This is a genomic window from Streptomyces winkii, assembly GCF_032248595.1.
In the GTDB taxonomy this organism is placed as follows: Bacteria; Actinomycetota; Actinomycetes; order Streptomycetales; family Streptomycetaceae; genus Streptomyces; species Streptomyces winkii.
Window position 1 is genome coordinate 468,295 of sequence record NZ_JASTTH010000008.1, and the last position, 16,987, is coordinate 485,281.

Annotated in this window: 14 protein-coding genes and 1 pseudogene; 9 read left to right on the plus strand and 6 right to left on the minus strand. The window is 73.5% G+C overall.

All coding sequences use genetic code 11. From position 1 onward, the window contains the following. The first annotated feature begins 74 nt into the window (after positions 1 to 74). On the plus strand, positions 75 to 1,145 hold the full coding sequence (gene hemE / locus QQM67_RS25430; RefSeq protein ID WP_314176776.1) for a uroporphyrinogen decarboxylase: 1,071 nt from the start codon (positions 75 to 77) through the stop codon (positions 1,143 to 1,145). Between the two features lie 23 nt (positions 1,146 to 1,168). On the opposite strand, the gene QQM67_RS25435 is transcribed toward hemE, so the two are convergent. Beyond that, complete coding sequence (locus QQM67_RS25435) at positions 1,169 to 2,596, minus strand: FAD-dependent oxidoreductase (protein ID WP_314176779.1); 1,428 nt, start codon at positions 2,594 to 2,596, stop codon at positions 1,169 to 1,171. A gap of 141 nt (positions 2,597 to 2,737) precedes the next feature. Here QQM67_RS25435 and hemG point away from each other — a divergent pair, with 141 nt between their 5' ends. Both hemG and hemQ read left to right on the plus strand, forming a co-directional pair. After that, positions 2,738 to 4,174: a protoporphyrinogen oxidase gene (gene hemG, locus QQM67_RS25440; protein WP_314176780.1), complete on the plus strand. Its 1,437-nt coding sequence runs from the start codon at positions 2,738 to 2,740 to the stop codon at positions 4,172 to 4,174. A 4-nt stretch (positions 4,175 to 4,178) separates the two neighbouring features. Further along, a complete protein-coding gene (gene hemQ, locus QQM67_RS25445; protein ID WP_314176781.1) occupies positions 4,179 to 4,910 on the plus strand; it encodes a hydrogen peroxide-dependent heme synthase in 732 nt (243 codons plus the stop codon). A 10-nt stretch (positions 4,911 to 4,920) separates the two neighbouring features. Here the strand turns inward: hemQ and QQM67_RS25450 are convergent, their stop codons facing one another. Next, complete coding sequence (locus QQM67_RS25450) at positions 4,921 to 6,576, minus strand: alpha/beta hydrolase (RefSeq protein ID WP_314176783.1); 1,656 nt, start codon at positions 6,574 to 6,576, stop codon at positions 4,921 to 4,923. 314 nt (positions 6,577 to 6,890) lie between these two features. Beyond that, positions 6,891 to 8,261, minus strand: coding sequence for a DUF692 domain-containing protein (locus QQM67_RS25455; protein WP_314176785.1), 1,371 nt, complete (start codon positions 8,259 to 8,261; stop codon positions 6,891 to 6,893). A 211-nt stretch (positions 8,262 to 8,472) separates the two neighbouring features. Here QQM67_RS25455 and QQM67_RS25460 point away from each other — a divergent pair, with 211 nt between their 5' ends. After that, positions 8,473 to 9,321 carry an ATP-binding cassette domain-containing protein gene (locus QQM67_RS25460; protein ID WP_314176787.1) on the plus strand — a complete coding sequence of 283 codons (849 nt, stop codon included), beginning with the start codon at positions 8,473 to 8,475 and terminating at the stop codon, positions 9,319 to 9,321. After that, positions 9,318 to 9,986: an ABC transporter gene (locus QQM67_RS25465; RefSeq protein ID WP_314176789.1), complete on the plus strand. Its 669-nt coding sequence runs from the start codon at positions 9,318 to 9,320 to the stop codon at positions 9,984 to 9,986. Before QQM67_RS25460 ends, QQM67_RS25465 begins: the two co-directional genes overlap by 4 nt. An 80-nt stretch (positions 9,987 to 10,066) precedes the next feature. On the opposite strand, the gene QQM67_RS25470 is transcribed toward QQM67_RS25465, so the two are convergent. Both QQM67_RS25470 and zapE read right to left on the minus strand, forming a co-directional pair. Beyond that, positions 10,067 to 11,452 (minus strand): alkaline phosphatase PhoX, encoded by a 1,386-nt coding sequence (locus tag QQM67_RS25470; protein WP_314176790.1) that lies wholly within the window; start codon positions 11,450 to 11,452, stop codon positions 10,067 to 10,069. 188 nt (positions 11,453 to 11,640) lie between these two features. After that, the gene (zapE, locus tag QQM67_RS25475) at positions 11,641 to 12,819 is read right to left on the minus strand and encodes a cell division protein ZapE (protein WP_399067569.1); all 1,179 of its coding nucleotides are present in this window, start codon (positions 12,817 to 12,819) and stop codon (positions 11,641 to 11,643) included. Positions 12,820 to 13,093: 274 nt separating this feature from the next. Between zapE and QQM67_RS25480 the strand changes: the two genes are divergently transcribed. From QQM67_RS25480 to msrB, 4 genes are all read left to right on the plus strand, one after another. Next, positions 13,094 to 13,921 (plus strand): pyrimidine reductase family protein, encoded by an 828-nt coding sequence (locus tag QQM67_RS25480; RefSeq protein WP_314176792.1) that lies wholly within the window; start codon positions 13,094 to 13,096, stop codon positions 13,919 to 13,921. A 176-nt stretch (positions 13,922 to 14,097) separates the two neighbouring features. Further along, the gene (locus QQM67_RS25485) at positions 14,098 to 14,565 is read left to right on the plus strand and encodes an indole-3-glycerol phosphate synthase (RefSeq protein ID WP_314176854.1); all 468 of its coding nucleotides are present in this window, start codon (positions 14,098 to 14,100) and stop codon (positions 14,563 to 14,565) included. 197 nt (positions 14,566 to 14,762) lie between these two features. After that, on the plus strand, positions 14,763 to 16,175 hold the full coding sequence (gene murC / locus QQM67_RS25490; RefSeq protein WP_314176794.1) for a UDP-N-acetylmuramate--L-alanine ligase: 1,413 nt from the start codon (positions 14,763 to 14,765) through the stop codon (positions 16,173 to 16,175). Between the two features lie 46 nt (positions 16,176 to 16,221). Beyond that, complete coding sequence (msrB, locus tag QQM67_RS25495) at positions 16,222 to 16,629, plus strand: peptide-methionine (R)-S-oxide reductase MsrB (RefSeq protein WP_314176796.1); 408 nt, start codon at positions 16,222 to 16,224, stop codon at positions 16,627 to 16,629. 59 nt (positions 16,630 to 16,688) lie between these two features. On the opposite strand, the pseudogene QQM67_RS25500 reads toward msrB, so the two are convergent. Further along, positions 16,689 to 16,987: pseudogene (locus QQM67_RS25500) on the minus strand (transcription termination factor Rho); the annotation flags it as partial.

Consider the following 16,987-nt stretch of genomic DNA (forward strand, 5'->3'; position numbering starts at 1 on the left):
CGTACGGAGGGCGGTGCGCCCCCGCGCCACCTCGCCGGTAATCGGCCCCTCCGCGGCGTGGGAGACTGCCGTGCGTGAGTGCCAACGACCCGCTGCCCGGCAAGCCGAACGACCCGCACGACTCCGCCTTCCTCAGGGCGTGCCGCCGGGAGCCCGTGCCGCACACCCCCGTGTGGTTCATGCGGCAGGCCGGGCGCTCGCTGCCGGAGTACCGCAAGGTGCGTCAGGGCATCGCGATGCTCGACTCCTGCATGCGTCCCGAGCTGGTCACGGAGATCACGCTCCAGCCCGTACGGCGCCACGGGGTCGACGCCGCGGTCTACTTCAGCGACATCGTCGTACCGCTCAAGGCCATCGGCGTCGACCTCGACATCAAGCCCGGCGTCGGGCCGGTCGTCGAGGAGCCCGTGCGCACGCGCGCGGACCTGGAGCGGCTGAGGCCCCTGGAGCCCGGCGACGTCGCGTACGTGACCGAGGCGGTGCGGCTCCTGACGCGCGAGCTCGGCGGCACGCCGCTCATCGGCTTCGCCGGAGCCCCGTTCACGCTGGCCAGCTATCTGGTCGAGGGCGGCCCGTCGCGCAACCACGAGCGCACCAAGGCGCTGATGTACGGAGATCCGGAGCTGTGGGCCGCGCTGCTGGACCGGCTCGCCGTCATCACCAGTACGTTCCTGCGGGTGCAGATCGAGGCCGGCGCCTCGGCCGTGCAGCTCTTCGACTCGTGGGCGGGCGCCCTCTCCGAGGCCGACTACCGGCGTTCCGTCATGCCCGCCTCCGCGAAGGTCTTCGAGAGCGTGGCGCACTACGGGGTGCCCCGCATCCACTTCGGTGTCGGCACGGGCGAACTGCTCGGCGCCATGGGCGAGGCGGGAGCCGACGTCGTCGGCGCCGACTGGCGCGTGCCGCTGGACGAGGCGGCCCGGCGGATCGGCCCCGGCAAGGCCGTGCAGGGGAACCTGGATCCGGCGGTGCTCTTCGCGCCGCGCGAGGCCGTGGAGGTGCAGGCCCGGCGGGTGCTGGACGCGGCGCGCGGGCTGGAGGGCCACGTCTTCAATCTGGGGCACGGCGTGCTGCCGGAGACGGACCCGGACGCGCTGACGCGGCTGGTGGGATATGTGCACGAGGAGACGGCGTCGGGCAGCTGACAAAGTCTGACGGTTGTCAGCCGTCAGCCCGCCCTCACCACCGCCGCTGCCTTCCGCGCCGCGACCAGCACCGGGTCCCATACCGGGGAGAACGGCGGGGCGTAGCCCAGGTCGAGATACGTCATCTGCTCGACGGTCATGCCCGCCGTCAGCGCGACCGCTGCGATGTCCACGCGCTTGCCCGCGCCCTCCCGTCCCACGATCTGCGTGCCCAGCAGCCGTCCCGTGCCGCGTTCCGCGAGCATCTTCACCCGCATCGGGCGGCTGCCGGGGAAGTAGCCCGCGCGGCTCGTCGCCTCCGCCGTCACCGTCACGAACTGGAGGCCCACCGCGCGGGCCTGGGCCTCCAGCAGTCCCGTACGGGCGATCTCCAGGTCGCAGACCTTGCTCACGGCGGTGCCGACGACCCCCGGGAAGGTCGCGTAGCCGCCGCCGATGCCGGCGCCGATGACCTGGCCGTGCTTGTTGGCATGCGTGCCGAGGGCGATGTGCCGGGTCCGTCCCGAGACCAGATCCAGGACCTCGACGCAGTCGCCGCCCGCCCAGATGTTCTCGTGGCCCCGTACGCGCATGGCCAGGTCCGTCAGCAGGCCTCCCGATTCGCCGAGCGGCAGCCCGGCCTCCCGGGCGAGCGAGGTCTCCGGGACCACGCCGAGGCCCAGCACGACGACGTCGGCCGGGTAGCTCGTCTCCTCCGTGGTGACCGCGCGCGCCCGGCCTCCTTCCCCTTCCCCTGCTCCTCCGGTCTCGATCGCCGTGACCGTCGTTCCCGTCACCACCTCCATGCCCATCCCGCACATCGCGTCGTGCACCAGCTCGCCCATGTCCGGGTCGAGAGTCGTCATGGGCTGCGGGGCGCGGTCGAGGACGGTCACCTCGTAGTCCCGCCCGACCAGGGCCTCAGCCATCTCGACGCCGATGTATCCGGCGCCGACGACGACCGCCCTGCGGCGGCGCCCGCCGCTGCCGTCCTCCGGCTCGGTCGCGTGCAGCGCGTCCAGCAGGGCCTGCCCGTCGTCCAGGGACTGCACGCCGTACACGCCCTCGGAGTCGATGCCGGGCAGCGGCGGGCGCATGGGCCGGGCGCCGGTCGCGAGGACGAGGTCGTCGAAGTCCGTCCAGTACTCCCCGTCGGGCGCACCGCTTCCGGGGAGCCCTCGGGCGCGCACCCGCCGGCCGTCCAGGTCCAGCGCGGTGACCGCGGTGTGCATCCGCAGATCGATGCCCCGCTCACGGTGCTTCTCGGGCGTACGGGCGATCAGATCGTCGCGCTCGTCGACGTCGCCGCCGATCCAGTACGGGATGCCGCACGCGGAGTACGAGGAGAAGGCACCGCGTTCGAAGGCGACGATCTCCAGTTCGTCGGGCCCCTGAAGCCTGCGGGCCTGCGACGCGGCCGTCATGCCCGCCGCGTCACCTCCGACGACGACCATGCGGCGCGCAGCAGCCATGAATCCGTACCTCTTCCTCTTCCGTGTCCTCTTCCGTCGCGGGTCCGGGCAGTTCGTCGTGGGCCCGGCGGTCCGCGTTCCCCGTGGCCTCGCCCTTGCCCCGATTACGGCGGGCTGTACCCGCGCTGGGACGATGGACACATGCATGTGATCGTGATCGGCGGCGGCATCTCGGGGCTCGCGGCGGCCCTGCGGCTCTCCTCGTCCGGTGCCGGGGTGACCGTGCTGGAGGCGTCGGCGCGCGTGGGCGGAAAGCTGCTCACGGGTGACATCGCCGGAACGGCGGCCGTCGATCTCGGTGCCGAGTCGATGCTCGCGCGACGTCCCGAGGGCGTCGAGCTCGCGCGGGACGCCGGCCTCGGCGACGCCCTGGAGCCCCCGGCGACCGCGACCGCCGCGATCTGGTCCCGCGGCGAGCTGTGCCCGATGCCCAGGGGCCATGTGATGGGCGTGCCAGGCCGCCCCGAGGCGCTGCGCGGACTGCTCTCCGACGAGGCGCTCCAACGCGTCGGCGAGGACGAGGTGTTGCCCCGCACGGAGGTCGGCGAGGACGTCGCCGTCGGCGGATACGTGGCGGAGCGCGTCGGCCGCGAGGTCGTGGACCGTCTCGTCGAGCCGTTGCTCGGCGGCGTGTACGCGGGCGACGCGTACCGCATCTCCCTGCGCGCCGCCGTGCCCCAGCTCTACGAGGCGGCGCGCACCGGCACGTCGCTGCTCGCCGGGGTGCGCGCGCTGCAAGAGCGGGCGCCCGCGCAGCCCGCGGACTCGCCGGTCTTCATGGGCGTCGCGGGCGGGATCGGGCGGCTGCCGGGCGCGGTCGCCGAAGCGTGCCGCGCGGCGGGTGCGCGGATTTGTACCGGCACCGCCGTACGGACCGTGCGTGCGCGCCGCACAACTGACGGCGCTTCGCCGGAAGGGAATTCGGCCGCCACCGGCTGGACGGTCGTCACCGAGGGCGGCGAGACGCTGAGCGCCGACGCGCTCGTCGTGGCCGTTCCCGCCCCGCAGGCCGCGCGGCTGCTGGCCGACGAGGCGCCCGCGGCGGCCGCGGAGCTGAGCGCCGTGGAGTACGCGTCGATGGCACTGGTCACCATGGCCTTCCGGCGCAGGGACCTGGAACGGGTCCCCGGCGGCAGCGGGTTCCTCGTACCGCCCGTCGACGGCCGCACCATCAAGGCGTCCACGTTCTCCGGCAACAAGTGGGCGTGGACGGGCGCACAGGACCCCGAGCTGTTCCTGCTGCGCACGTCCGTCGGGCGGTACGGGGAGGAGGCGGTCCTGGAGCGCGAGGACTCCGAGCTCGTGGAGCTGTCGCTGCGCGATCTGGCGGCGGCGGTCGGCCTGTCGGCCCGTCCGGTCGCGGGGCTCGTCACCCGCTGGGACGGCGGCCTGCCGCAGTACCCGGTCGGGCACACCGGACGGGTCGCCCGCATCCGCGGTGCGGTGGAGCGGGTGCCGGGCCTCGCGTTGTGCGGAGCAGCGTACGAAGGGGTCGGCATCCCCGCGTGCGTCGCGAGCGGGCAGCGGGCCGCACGGGAGACCCTGGCGCGGGCCGCTGCCGGCAGCGCGCGAGAATAGGGCCATGACTGCTGCACCGGAGCCGGGGAAGCCGGAGAAGGCGCCCAACGCGGGCAAGAAGGCCAAGGACCTCAACGAGGTCGTCCGATACACCCTGTGGTCGGTCTTCCGGCTGCGCGACGTCCTGCCCGAGGACCGGGCCGGGCACGCGGACGAGGTGGAGGAGCTGTTCGCGCAGCTCGCCGCGAAGGACGTCGTGGTGCGCGGCACGTACGACGTCTCCGGGCTGCGCGCCGACGCCGACCTCATGATCTGGTGGCACGCGGAGTCCTCGGACGCCCTCCAGGACGCCTACAACCGCTTCCGCCGCACGCGGCTGGGGCGCGCCCTGGAACCGGTCTGGTCGAACATGGCGCTGCACCGGCCGGCCGAGTTCAACAAGTCGCACCTGCCGGCGTTCGTCGCGGGCGAGGAGCCGCGGGCGTATGTGAGCGTGTATCCGTTCGTGCGCTCCTACGACTGGTACCTGCTGCCGGACGAGGACCGCCGCCGCATGCTCGCCGACCACGGGAAGATGGCCCGCGGCTTCCCGGACGTACGGGCCAACACGGTGCCCGCCTTCTCCCTCGGCGACTACGAGTGGATCCTCGCCTTCGAGGCCGACGAGCTGCACCGCATCGTCGACTTGATGCGTCATCTGCGCGGCTCGGAGGCGCGGATGCACGTACGGGAAGAGGTGCCGTTCTTCACCGGGCGGCGCAAGCCCGTGGGGGAGCTCTTGGCCGGGCTGGTCTAGGACGGGGCGCTCAGGGGCGGGGTGCGGGGCGTGCCGGGCAGTCGGCCGCGCGGCCGGGCGTCCTGCCCTTGAGAAGGTACGCGGCCAGATGTCGGTCGGCGCACGCGTTGCCGCCCGCGACGCCGTGCGCGACCGCGCCCCTCTCGGTGACGAGGGACGAGCCGGACAGCCGCTTCCAGGTCTCCAGCGCTCCCTCGTACGGCGTCGCGGCGTCCCGGGTCGACGCGAGCAGCAGGACGGGCGGCAGCTCGCCAGGGGCCGTACGGACGTCGACGGGCCGCGAGCGCCTGCCCTTCCAGTACGCACATGGAAGGTTCGCCCTGACCGTCTCCCAGGTCTGGAAGGGAGCGCCGCCGGAGATCGCGGTGTTGTCGCGGTTCCAGCGCGACCAGTCGCGCGGCCAGTGCCCCTCGGAGCACTGCACCGCGCTGTAGACGGAGTCGGCGTTCTCCTGCTGCGCGGCGGAGAGCGTGCCGGGCGCGGCCAGTTCGGCCAGCGGCCGTGGGTCGCCGTCGTGGAACCGGGCGAGCGCGGCGGCCAGCCGGGGCCAGCTCTCGCCGCTGTAGCCCGCCGCGAGGTAGGCGCGCAGCAGCTGCCGGGAGCCTCCGCGCCTGCCCTCGGGGGAGCCGAGCCGTCCCCGGTCGGCGCGCTCGCGTGCCGCCTCGAAGGTCCGCTGCACGTCCCGCGCGCCGGGGCCGAGCCCGTACGCGGAGTGGTGTTCCGCGACCCAGGCCGTGAACTCCCGCCAGCGGCGCTGGAAGGCCCTGCTCTGCGCGAGGGAGTCGCGGTACCAGATCCGTCCGGGCCGCGGGTCGACGACGCTGTCGAGCACGAGCCGCCCCACGCGGCCCGGGAAGAGGGTGGCGTAGACGGCGCCGAGGTAGCTGCCGTACGACGTGCCGACGAAGGCGGTCTTCTCGCGGTGCAGGGCGGCGCGCAGCACGTCGAGGTCGCGCGCGTTGTCCGCGGTCGTGAAGCGGCCGAGGCGCGCGCCGTGCCGGTGCGCGCATGCCCGGGCGAACCCGGCCGCTTCCCCGCGCAGCTCCCGTCCGAACGCCTCGGACGGCACGCGCTGTGAGCGCGCCGGGCCCTTGTCCGCCGCGTCTTCCGCCTCGTCCGGTGTCCGGCACAGCAGGGGCGCGGAGCGTCCGGTGCCGCGGGGGGCGTAACCGACGAAGTCGTAGGCGCGGTTGAGCTTCTTCCAGACTCCGCCGCGCGTCGTGCCGTAGAGCGGGAAGCCCATGCTGTCGGCGCCGGGGCCGCCGGGGTTGTGGATCAGCGGCCCCTTCCGCTGTCCGGCCGGGCCCGTCGCGCGCTTGCGGCTGAGGGCGAGGCGGATCTTCTCGCCGTCCGGTTCGGCGTAGTCGACGGGGACCGTGACCTCGCCGCAGCGGGCGGACGAGGGGAGTTCGTCGGCCGCGGGGCAGTCGGTCCAGTCGATCCCGGCGGCTGACGCCGCCTCGGCCGCCCGGGCCGCGCCGACCGCCTCGCGGGCCTCGCGCATGGGGAGGGGCAGACCGCCGGTGGCGGGGGCCGCCGGCGCCGGGGACGTACGGGAAACGGCCGTACGGGCAAGGGCGTTGGGGATGGCGGGGGCGGCCGGGATGACGGCGACCGCCGTGAGGACCAGGGCACCGAGGGTGCCGTGGATCGCGACTGAGCGCACGGGGCGCCTCGTTCCTGTCGTGCGATGTGCCTGGTGTGTGACGCTTTGTATGAGATGTCGTGCTTTGTGGGATACACGGCGCGATGGGCCTGCGCTCGGGTGCCGAACTTCGTCAGCGCTGTGTGAGTGATCGAGTGCTGTGTGTGACAACACGCATGCTCGGTGGGGGAGTTGGCCGAGTAAAGGACCACGGTCCGGTGTCGGGGGCGATGCCCCCGAAGCGGGGAGCGTGGGCGCGGCCGTGCGAAATCCCCCCGTACACACGGGAGTCCGGGGCAGCGGCGGCCCGCGCGTCAGGCGGTGCGCAGATCAGGTCAGGCGGTGCGCATCAGGTGCAGCGTGCGGCGGAGCCTGCCCTCGGGCAGCGGCTCCGGGCCGGAGCGCTCCAGCCACCACCGCCGCAGCCGCCGGTGCGCCCGCCGCCCTCCGGCAGCCGTGGGGCCTCCGTCGAGGACGTGCGCCGCGAAGTCCAGCGCGTCGCGGCGGTAGCCGCCCGTCATCGGCCTGGTGTCCGCGTACGCCGCGAAGGCCCTGCGGAAGGTCGTCTCGCCCAGGATTTCGGGCAGTTCGGGTGCCACCTTCGCGACCACGCCGGTCCGTTTGCCGACGAGCGCGCGGCTCTGCACGGCGAGCCGCTCCACGTCGAACCCCTCACCGGCCGGTGCGCCGGCGACGAGCGCGGCGAGCAGCCCCGCCTGCGCCCGCGCGAGGCGCCCCCGTGCGGCGCTGGTCTCCCGCTCGGCCGCGAGTCCCCCCGAGGGCGGCGGCTTGCCGGGAGCGGAGTCAGGCGCCGCGACCGTGACCGCGGCCGGCTCCGGGACCGGCTCCGGCTCCCGCACATCGCGCCCGAGCCTCAACACCTCCCGGATGGCGTTCAGTTCGCCCGCGAGCTCGCTCACCGGCGGGAAGTTCTCGTCCCGTTCCAGCAGCACGCCCGGCGGCTCCGCGCGTGCGCACAGCTGCGCCAGCACGTCCAGCACGGGCCGGGTGACGGGATGCCCGTGGCTGTCGTGCCAGACCCCGTCCCGCTCGAAGCCGCCCGCCACATGCACGTACGCCAGTGACTCCAGGGGGAGTTCGGCCAGCGCGGCGGCCGGATCCTCCCCGCGGTTGACGTGGTTCGTGTGCAGATTGGCGACGTCGATGAGCAGACGCACACCCGTGCGCTCCACCAGCTCGGCGAGGAAGGCGCCCTCGGTCAGCTCCTCTCCCGGCCACTCCACCAGCGCCGCGATGTTCTCCAGCGCGAGCGGCACGGGCAGGGCCTCCTGTGCGGCGCGCACGTTCTCGCACAGCACGTCCAGGGCGTCCCGCGTGCGCGGAACCGGAAGCAGATGACCGGCCTCCATCGCCGGATGCCCGGTCGGCCCGCCTCCCGCCCGTACGAAGGCGATGTGCTCGGTGACGAGCGGCGCCTCCAGCGCCTCCGCGCACTCGGCGAGGGCCGACAGCCGTGCGGGGTCCGGGAGTTGGGCGCCGCCGAGCCCGAGCGAGACGCTGTGCGGGACGACGGTCGCGCCGCGTTCGCGCAACCGGCGCAGGGCGTCGGGCAGATGGCCGGGGCAGATGTTCTCCGCGACGACCTCGACCCAGTCGATGCCGGGCAGCGCCTCGATTCCGTCCGCGATCTCGGGCCGCCAGCCGATGCCGGTGCCCAGCCGCACCCGGGTGTCCGTCGCCCCCATGTGCGCCTCCCCGTCGCCTCGTTCGGTCCTCGTCCTCACGCTCCTGCCACGGAACGCTCGGGCCAATCCACCAGGGCGCGGATTCAGAGCAGGAGTTGAGGTTCGGCGGCCTCCGACAACCGTGGGCCGGGGCGGCGTTGGCGGAGCCCCGCCGTACCAGTCTGACGGTTGTCCGGCCGGTCCCGCGGCCCCTCGGCTACCGTCGATTCGTATGAGACTGGACGGAGTCGGCCGCCGCTACGGCCTGGCCAAAGAGTGGGTGCTGCGCGGCGTCGACTTCTCACTGCCGGAACGGAGTCTGGTGCGCGTCGAAGGCGTCAACGGCAGCGGCAAGTCCACGCTTCTGCGCCTGCTCGCCGGCATCGACGCGCCGAGCGCCGGGCGCATCACGGGCCGCCCCTCCAGCGCGTATGTGCCCGAACGCTTCCCGGCCGCAATGCCGTTGACCGCACTCGGCTACCTGACGCACATGGGCCGCGTGCACGGACTGCGCCGGGACGCCGCCGCCGGCCGGGCGCGGGAGTGGCTGGAGTGCTTCGGTGCGGACGCGTACGCGCGTACGCCGCTGTCGGAGCTGTCGAAGGGCAGCAGCCAGAAGGTCGTCGTGGCCCAGGCGCTGCTGGCCCGTCCGGAACTGCTCGTCCTCGACGAGGCGTGGACGGGCCTGGACCAGGCGGCACGCGCGGTCCTGGACCGGTCGGTCGCGGAGCGGGTGGCGGAGGGCGGCACCGTCGTCTTCGTCGACCACGACCCCGCGCGACTGGCAGGGGCGCCCGACGCGACGTACCGGGTGGAGGGCGCCGGACTGCGGGAGGTCGCCGGCTCCGTGACCCCCGGGCACGGCGGCGTCCCGGCGTACGGACCTCAGGTGCGCGTCGAGGCGGAAGGGCCGCCCGGTGTCCCGCTCCCGCCTGAGCTCCCCGGCTCCCCGCGCACCGAGGAGACACCCGAGGGCAGGACGGTGCTGACGGCCCCCGCCGCGTACTCCGACTCCCTGCTGCGCGCTCTGCTCGCGGGGCACTGGCACATCCGTTCCGTCTCGCGTGAGGAGCCGCGATGAAGGCCCTGCTCGCCTACCAGACGGAGCTCCTCGTACGCTCCCAGCGGTGGCTGCCGCCGCTGGTGCTGTACGCGGCGTTCCTCGCCATCGGCGTCCAGCCCGGGGAGCCGCTGCTGGACGGGCTCGGGTACGCGGCCGCGGCGTTGCTGCCCGTCACCGCGTGGCTCGTACGGATCTGCGTCAACGGCGAGCCCGCCGCCGCCCGGCACTGCACCGCCGCCGCGGCGGGCCCGGCACGCGTGCACCTCGCGGGCGTGCTTACGGCGCTGCTCGCCGCATCCGGGCTCGGCGCCGCGGCCACGCTGTACACCGTCGTGGTCAGCGATCCGCACAGCTCCGAGGGGCATGTCGAGGTGCCGGTGCTGCCGGCCGCCGCAGCGGGGCTGCTGGCGGCGGGGGCCTGCGCCCTCCTCGGCACGGCCGTGGGCGCGCTGTGCAACCGGCCGTTGCTGCGCAGTACGGGCTGGGCCGTGCCGTCCGCGATGCTGTCGGCGCTGCTGGTGCTCGTCGCGGCCGGTTCACCGGCGAACGCCGCGGTCTCCGGGCTGGTGACCGGCTCGCACACGGGCACGGTGACGGTGCCCTGGGTTCCGGCGGTGCTCTCCCTGGCCGCCGCCGCTGCGGCCACGGCGTTCGCCTGCCGCCAGGCGTCCAGGCGGAGCTAGGGCGACCCGGCCGCTCACGGGTCCGGCCCGGCGCCCCGAGGGACACCGGGCCGGAAGCGTGAGCGTGCCGTACGCCGGGGTCAGTGCTGCCAGGGGCCCGTCACGGCGAACGTGGTGCCGGGCTCATAGCAGTTGACGTACATCGTCCGGTTGTCCGGCGAGAACGTCACGCCCGCGAACTCGCCCCACGCGGGCTCCTCCGGCGTGCCGATGTTCTGCTTTCCGCGTGCCATCGGGTAGACGGCGCCCTGCTTGGTCAGGCCGAAGACGTGCTGCGCGCCCTCGCCGTCCTCGCACACCATGAGGCCGCCGCTCGGCGCCAGGCAGATGTTGTCCGGCTCCTCGCCCGGCAGGTTCAGATCGGTGTCCGGGCCGAAGACGACGACGAGCGTGAGCTTCTTGTGCTTCGGGTCGTAGCGCCAGATCTGGCCGTAGTGGTCGGCCTTCGAGCCCTCGCCCTTCTTGGCGTAACTGGACACGAAGTAGACGGACTTGCCGCCCCAGTAGCAGCCCTCCAGCTTCTGGGCGTGCGTGATGCCGTCCTTGCCGAAGTCCTGGAAGCGGATCGCCGTCTCCTTGGCGAGCGGGTCCGGGACGTCGACCCACTCGATGCCCTCGAAGCCCGTGCCCGGCTCCTGCACGACCGACAGGTCGGGCACGCCCGGCACCCGCATGGCCTGGAGCTTGCCGCCCGCGTGCAGCGAGCCGTAGCCGCCGAGGGGCTTCTCCGGCAGGAAGCGGTAGAAGAGCCCGAAGGGCCACTCGAAGGCGTCCTCCGTCTCGTACACGACGCCGTTGCGCGGGTCGAACGCGATGGCCTCGTGCTGGAAGCGGCCCATCGCGGTGAGCGGTTCGGTGGAGGTGGGCCGGTCGTCGCGGAAGCCGACCTCGAAGATGAAGCCGTGGTCCTTGGTGTAGCCCTCCTCGCCGGCCTTGAACTCGGTCTCCTCACAGGTCAGCCATGTGTCCCAGAGACTGTGGCCGCCCGCGCAGTTGGTGGAGGTGCCGGCGATGCCGACGCGCTCCTGGAGCACCTTGTTGTGAGCGTCGAGTTCGAGGACGGTGCATCCGCCGAGGGCTTCGGGGTCGTAGGTGAGGCCGTCGACCGTGGGGACACCGATCTTCGCGTCCATGCGGTTCTCGTGGTTGCGTACGAGCCACGTCGAGCCGCGGGACCCGCCGTGGCCGTGCCTGCCGGCGAAGGCGGCCATTCCGTCGCAGTGGCTGGGCACCTTGCCCTCGCCGGAGAGCAGGTCGTCGCCCTCCCGGGAGAGGATCTTGTAGCTGAAGCCCTTGGGCAGGTCGAGGACGCCCTTCGGATCGGGCACCAGCGGGCCGTACCCGGAACGGCCCCCGGTGCCCTGGGCGGCAGCGGTGCCCGTGAACAATTCCGAGACCGCGCCCGAGAAGGCGATGCCTGCTCCCAACGCGCCCGATCTCGCCAGCACTTGACGTCGTGTCGTCATACGGAACTCCCTGTCGGCGGGCAGATGTCCCGTGTGTCTACCACGCGGACCGGCGTGCGAGCACTAGCCACGACAGCGGTCGTCTACGCGCGTTCGGCGGGGCGGCCGGACGCCGGGGCGGGGCCGAGTCGCGCGACCCGGAGTCCGGGAGGTCCGGGAGGTCCGGGCCAGGGTTGCGGTGGGGAGTATCAGGCTCCGGCGAGGCGGGCGCCGTCGCGTGCGAGGGAGGTGAGCCGGGAGGTCGCCCGGAAGTACTTCTTCCGGTAGCCGCCTTCGAGCATCTCCGCGCTGAACAGCTCGTCGAACGGCGATCCCGAGGCCACGACGGGCAGTTCACGGTCGTACAGGCGGTCCGCGAGTACGACCAGCCGCAGCGCCGTGGACTGGTCGGGAACCGGGCCGACACCCGTCAGGCAGACGGCGCCGAGACCGTCGACGAGCGCCCCGTACCGGCTCGGGTGCACGGCGGCCAGGTGGGCCAGCAACTCGGGGAAGGCGTCGAGCGAGGCGTCTGCCGTGCGGTGCGCGGTGCGCGTGACCTCGTCCTCGCCGAGCGGCGCGGGAGCCGCGGGCAGACCGCGGTGCCGGTAGTCCTCGCCGTCGATGCGCAGCGTGCGGAAGTGCGCGGAGAGTCCCTGGATCTCGCGGAGGAAGTCGGCGGCGGCGAAGCGGCCCTCGCCGAGCCTGCCGGGCAGGGTGTTGGAGGTGGCGGCCAGCGCGACGCCATGGCCGACGAGGCGGCCGAGGAGGCTGGAGACGAGCACCGTGTCGCCGGGGTCGTCCAGCTCGAACTCGTCGATGCACAGCAGCCGGTGGCCGCCGAGGGTCGCGACCGTCTGCTGGAAGCCGAGGGCTCCGACGAGGTTGGTCAGCTCCACGAACGTGCCGAACGCCTTGCGCTCCGGGGGAGCGTCGGCGGCGTGCCAGAGGGAGGCGAGCAGGTGCGTCTTGCCGACGCCGTAGCCGCCGTCGAGATAGACGCCGCGGGGGCCGCCGCTCCCGGCCGTGCCGCCGCCGCGCCGGAACCACCGCTTCAGGCCGCCGCCCGAGCCGCCCGCCCGCTGCCCCCGCGCGCCGGTCCCGCCCGGAGGCACCTCCCCGCGAAGCGTGTGGGAGAAGGAGCGGAGCGCCCGTACGGCCTCGGCCTGGCTGGGACGTTCCGGATCCGGTACGTACGTCTCGAAGCGGACGCCGTCGAACCGCGGCGGCGGCACCATCTCGGCGACGAGCCGCTCGGCGGGCACGTGCGGATCGCGCGCGGTCAGGGAGAGCGGCGTGCCCCTCTCGCCGTTGGGACGGACGGGGGCGGCGCGGCCGGCGGAACCGGCGGCGTCGGCAGAGTCGAGGGAGCGGGACACGCTCTTCATGCTAGGGCGCGTCCGCGAAGCAGCGCCGTCCTCCCCCTGGGCCTTCGGCCCGGGAGCCGCGGGGGAGGGAGGGCATGCCGACGGCCGACAACGCAGCGTCGGAGCATTCCCGGCCGACGGCCAGGGGATTGCGTGCCGGTCCCGAGGCTCGGGGCGCGTCCCAGACGGAGTCCGGGCGGGGACTTCGCGGACGGGCCCCGGACGCCGCGGAGTGCGGTCTTCCGGGCCGGGCCGTCGGGCCGGGGGCGCGGGACGGCGTGCCAAACTGCCGTGCATGCGACGTCTGTTCCCGATCACCGCAGAAGAACGCCCCGAGACGTCCCCTCCGCCGGACGGCGGGCAGTGGAGCATCGACGCACTGGCCGCCGCCTATGCCTACCCCGAGCCCGACGCCTTCGCCGGCGACCAGGTGTGGGTGCGGGCCAACATGGTCTCCTCGCTGGACGGTGCCGCCTACCACGACGGGCGCTCACAGCCGCTGTCGTCCGAGGCGGACATGCGCGTCTTCGGCGTGCTGCGCGGTCTCGCCGACGCGGTCGTGGTGGGGGCGCAGACAGTACGGCAGGAGGGGTACGGGCCGCCCCGCGAGCGCGAGGTCTTCGCCCGTCGCCGCGCCGCCGCGGGGCAGGGGCCGGCGCCGGTCGTCGCCGTCGTGAGCGCGGGCCTGGACCTGGACTTCTCCGCACCGCTCTTCACCCGCCCCTCGGTGCCGACGCTGCTGGTGACGGGCGCCGCCGCGCCGTCCGACCGGATCTCGGCTGCACGGAAGGCCGGTGCGGAGGTCGTCTTCGCCGGTGACGGTGCCGCCGTCGAGCCCGCCCGGCTTCCCGCCGCGCTCGCGGAGCGCGGGCTGCGGCGGCTGCTGACGGAAGGGGGCCCGAGGCTGCTGGGCCAGCTGGTCGCCGGGGGAGTGCTGGACGAGCTGTGCCTGACGGTCGCGCCGCGCGTCACCTCGGGCGAGGCCTCGCGGATCGTGAACGGCCCGGGCGTCGAGGTGCCGGTGGACTTCCGGCTGGCCGGGGTACTGGAGGAGGACGGCTTCCTGTTCACGCGGTACGAGCGCGCCGGACGCCGCGACGGGGACCGTACGACGGCGGGATGACGGCCGGGCATCGCCGGGCATCCGCAGCACGTCCCGCCCGGATGCCCGTGGGACGAGGGTTCCGGCCGTATCGGAATGCGACGGGGGGAGCGTGAGTTGCGCGTACGCGGGCAGCCGTTGGCAGGATGATCGTGCCGGAGCCCCCGGGCTCCGCTGGGAAGAAGAAGGGCACCGCCGTGTTCACGAGCGTGTTGATGATCGAGAAGCCACTGGTGTCCGACGATGTGGAACTCGTCACGACGCTGCACGGTGACGAGGCAGTCTCCTTCGTCGTACTGATACAGCCGCGCGGTGACCAGGACCGCCTGCTGCGCGCCCTGGACGACGTCGCGCTCGGCGAGCTCGACCAGGCCGTCCACGAGGGCAGCGAGCCGGCGGACCGCGATGCGCACGAGCCGGCCGTCCGCGCCCTGGAGCACTCGCTGACGATGCTCCGTGAGGCAGGTGCCGAGGCCCAGGGCCGGGTCATCGAGGACCATCCGCTCGACGTGCTCACGGACACCGTCGAGGAGCACGGCGCGGACGAAGTCATCGTGCTGACGGCGCCGCACCTGGTCGAGGAGTTCTTCCACCGGGACTGGGCCACCAGGGCCCGGCACAAGGTGGGCGTGCCCGTGCTGAAGCTCTTCGCGCACACGCCCTAGCAAGGCCCCTGGCGCAGGCCCAGCGCACACCCCTGGCGCAGGGCCACGGGCGAAGGGGCGGCGGCAGCGGAGCCGGAGGCCGGACTGCCGCCCCGGAACACATAGGCTGAGCGGCGCGCGACGTGTGCGCCCGGGGGGCGTTCCCGTGCGACGCACACCGCGCCGTTCGCGAGAGTACGAGTCCTGGAGGCGCCCGCATGGCAGCCGACCTGTCCAGCCCGTCCGTTCCCGCCGGCCTGGCACGGCCGCACTTCATCGGCATCGGCGGCGCCGGGATGTCCGGCATCGCGAAGATCCTCACCCAGCGCGGCGCGCGCGTGCGGGGAAGCGACGCCAGGGAGTCGGTGACGGCGGCGGCGCTGCGCGGTCTGGGCGCCACGGTGCACATCGGCCACGACGCGGCGCATCTGGCGCCGGACGCCACCTGCGTCGTCGTCTCCAGCGCCATCCGGCCGGACAACCCCGAACTGGCCGCCGCCGAGGAGCGCGGCGTCCCCGTCGTGCACCGCTCGGACGCGCTGGCCGCGCTGATGGACGCGTGCCGTCCGCTGGCCGTGGCCGGCACGCACGGCAAGACCACCACGACCTCGATGCTCGCCGTCGCCCTCGGCTCGCTCGGCCTCGACCCGTCGTACGCGATCGGCGGCGACCTGGACGAGCCCGGCTCCAACGCGCACAACGGCCGCGGCGAGATCTTCGTCGCGGAGGCCGACGAGTCCGACCGCAGCTTCCACAAGTACGCGCCCGAGGTGGCCGTCGTCCTCAACGTCGAGCTCGACCACCACGCCAACTACGCCTCCATGGAGGAGATCTACGACTCCTTCGTGACCTTCGCCGACCGGATCCGCCCCGGCGGCGTGCTGGTGGTCTCCGCCGACCACGAGGGGGCCCGCGAGCTGACGCGCCGGGTGCGCGAGCGCGGGCGGGTCAGGGTGCGCACGTACGGCGAGGCGGCCGACGCGGACGTACGCGTCCTCGACGTCACGCCGCACGGCCTGACCAGCGAGACGACCGTGCTGCTGGACGGCGAGGAGCTGACCTTCGCCGTCTTCGTGCCCGGCAGGCACTACGCGCACAACGCCGTCGCCGCGGTCGTCGCCGGTTCCGAGCTGGGCGTACCGGCCGACGAGCTCGCGAAGGCCCTGGGCACGTACACCGGCGTGCGCCGCCGCCTCCAGCTCAAGGGCGAGGCGAACAGCATCCAGGTCATCGACTCGTACGCGCACCACCCGACGGAGATGACCGCGGACCTGGAGGCCGTGCGCGGCGGCGCCGGCGACGGGCGGATCATCGTCCTGTTCCAGCCGCACCTCTTCAGCCGCACGCAGGAGCTGGCCACGGAGATGGGCGAGTCGCTGGCGCTGGCCGACGCCTCGGTCGTCCTCGACATCTATCCCGCCCGCGAGGACCCGATCGAGGGCGTCACCAGCGCGCTGATCACCGACGCGGCGCGCGCCGCCGGCGCCGACGTACGGCACGCGGCGAGCGGTGCCGACGGCGTGGAGCTCGTCGCGGGAATGGCGGCACCCGGTGATCTCGTTCTCACTATGGGAGCCGGGGACGTGACGGAGCTGGGCCCCGGCATCCTCGCCCGGCTGCCCCAGCAGTGAGGTCCGCGAGGAAGCCCCTGAGAGCGACGAAGGAGGCCGTCCGGACGTGACGTACCAGATCGAGAAGCCGGAAGAGCAGTGGCGTGCGGAGCTGAGCCCCGACGAGTACCGGGTGCTGCGCGAGGCCGGCACCGAGCCCGCCTTCACCGGTGAGTACACCGACACCAAGACCACCGGCGTCTACAACTGCCGGGCGTGCGGCGCGGAACTCTTCCGCTCCGACACGAAGTTCGAGTCGCACTGCGGCTGGCCGAGCTTCTACGACCCGGCCGAGTCCGACGCCGTCGAGCTGATCGAGGACCACTCGATGGGCATGCTCCGCACGGAGGTGCGGTGCGCCCGCTGCGGGTCGCACCTCGGCCACGTCTTCGAGGGCGAGGGCTACCAGACCCCGACGGACCAGCGGTACTGCATCAACAGCATCGCCGTCCGGCTGGAGCCCGCCGACTCCTGACCGCGGACTCCTGACACCGCGGACCCCTGACCCTGCGAGATATGCGGCGGCCCCGATGATCAGTCGGTGCCGCCGCTGCCGTTGCCGGGTGTGGGGGTGGTCTTCTGGATCTGGAGGAGGAATTCGGTGTTGGACTTGGTCTGCTTCATCTTGTCCAGCAGCAACTCGATGGCCTGCTGCTGATCCAGGGCGTGCAGGACCCGGCGGAGCTTCCAGATGATCTGCAGCTCGTCGCCCGCCATGAGGATCTCCTCCTTGCGGGTGCCGGAGGCGTCCACATCCACCGCGGGGAAGATCCGCTTCTCCGACAGCTTCCGGTCCAGCTTCAGCTCCATGTTGCCGGTGCCCTTGAACTCCT

Bases quoted from the DNA above. Each gene is read 5' to 3' on its own strand.
- QQM67_RS25435 (WP_314176779.1), bottom strand. From the start codon at position 2,596: ATGGCTGCTGCGCGCCGCATGGTCGTCGTCGGAGGTGACGCGGCGGGC.
- hemG (WP_314176780.1), top strand. From the start codon at position 2,738: ATGCATGTGATCGTGATCGGCGGCGGCATCTCGGGGCTCGCGGCGGCC.
- hemQ (WP_314176781.1), top strand. From the start codon at position 4,179: ATGACTGCTGCACCGGAGCCGGGGAAGCCGGAGAAGGCGCCCAACGCG.
- QQM67_RS25455 (WP_314176785.1), bottom strand. From the start codon at position 8,261: ATGGGGGCGACGGACACCCGGGTGCGGCTGGGCACCGGCATCGGCTGG.
- QQM67_RS25460 (WP_314176787.1), top strand. From the start codon at position 8,473: ATGAGACTGGACGGAGTCGGCCGCCGCTACGGCCTGGCCAAAGAGTGG.
- QQM67_RS25465 (WP_314176789.1), top strand. From the start codon at position 9,318: ATGAAGGCCCTGCTCGCCTACCAGACGGAGCTCCTCGTACGCTCCCAG.
- QQM67_RS25470 (WP_314176790.1), bottom strand. From the start codon at position 11,452: ATGACGACACGACGTCAAGTGCTGGCGAGATCGGGCGCGTTGGGAGCA.
- zapE (WP_399067569.1), bottom strand. From the start codon at position 12,819: ATGAAGAGCGTGTCCCGCTCCCTCGACTCTGCCGACGCCGCCGGTTCC.
- QQM67_RS25480 (WP_314176792.1), top strand. From the start codon at position 13,094: ATGCGACGTCTGTTCCCGATCACCGCAGAAGAACGCCCCGAGACGTCC.
- murC (WP_314176794.1), top strand. From the start codon at position 14,763: ATGGCAGCCGACCTGTCCAGCCCGTCCGTTCCCGCCGGCCTGGCACGG.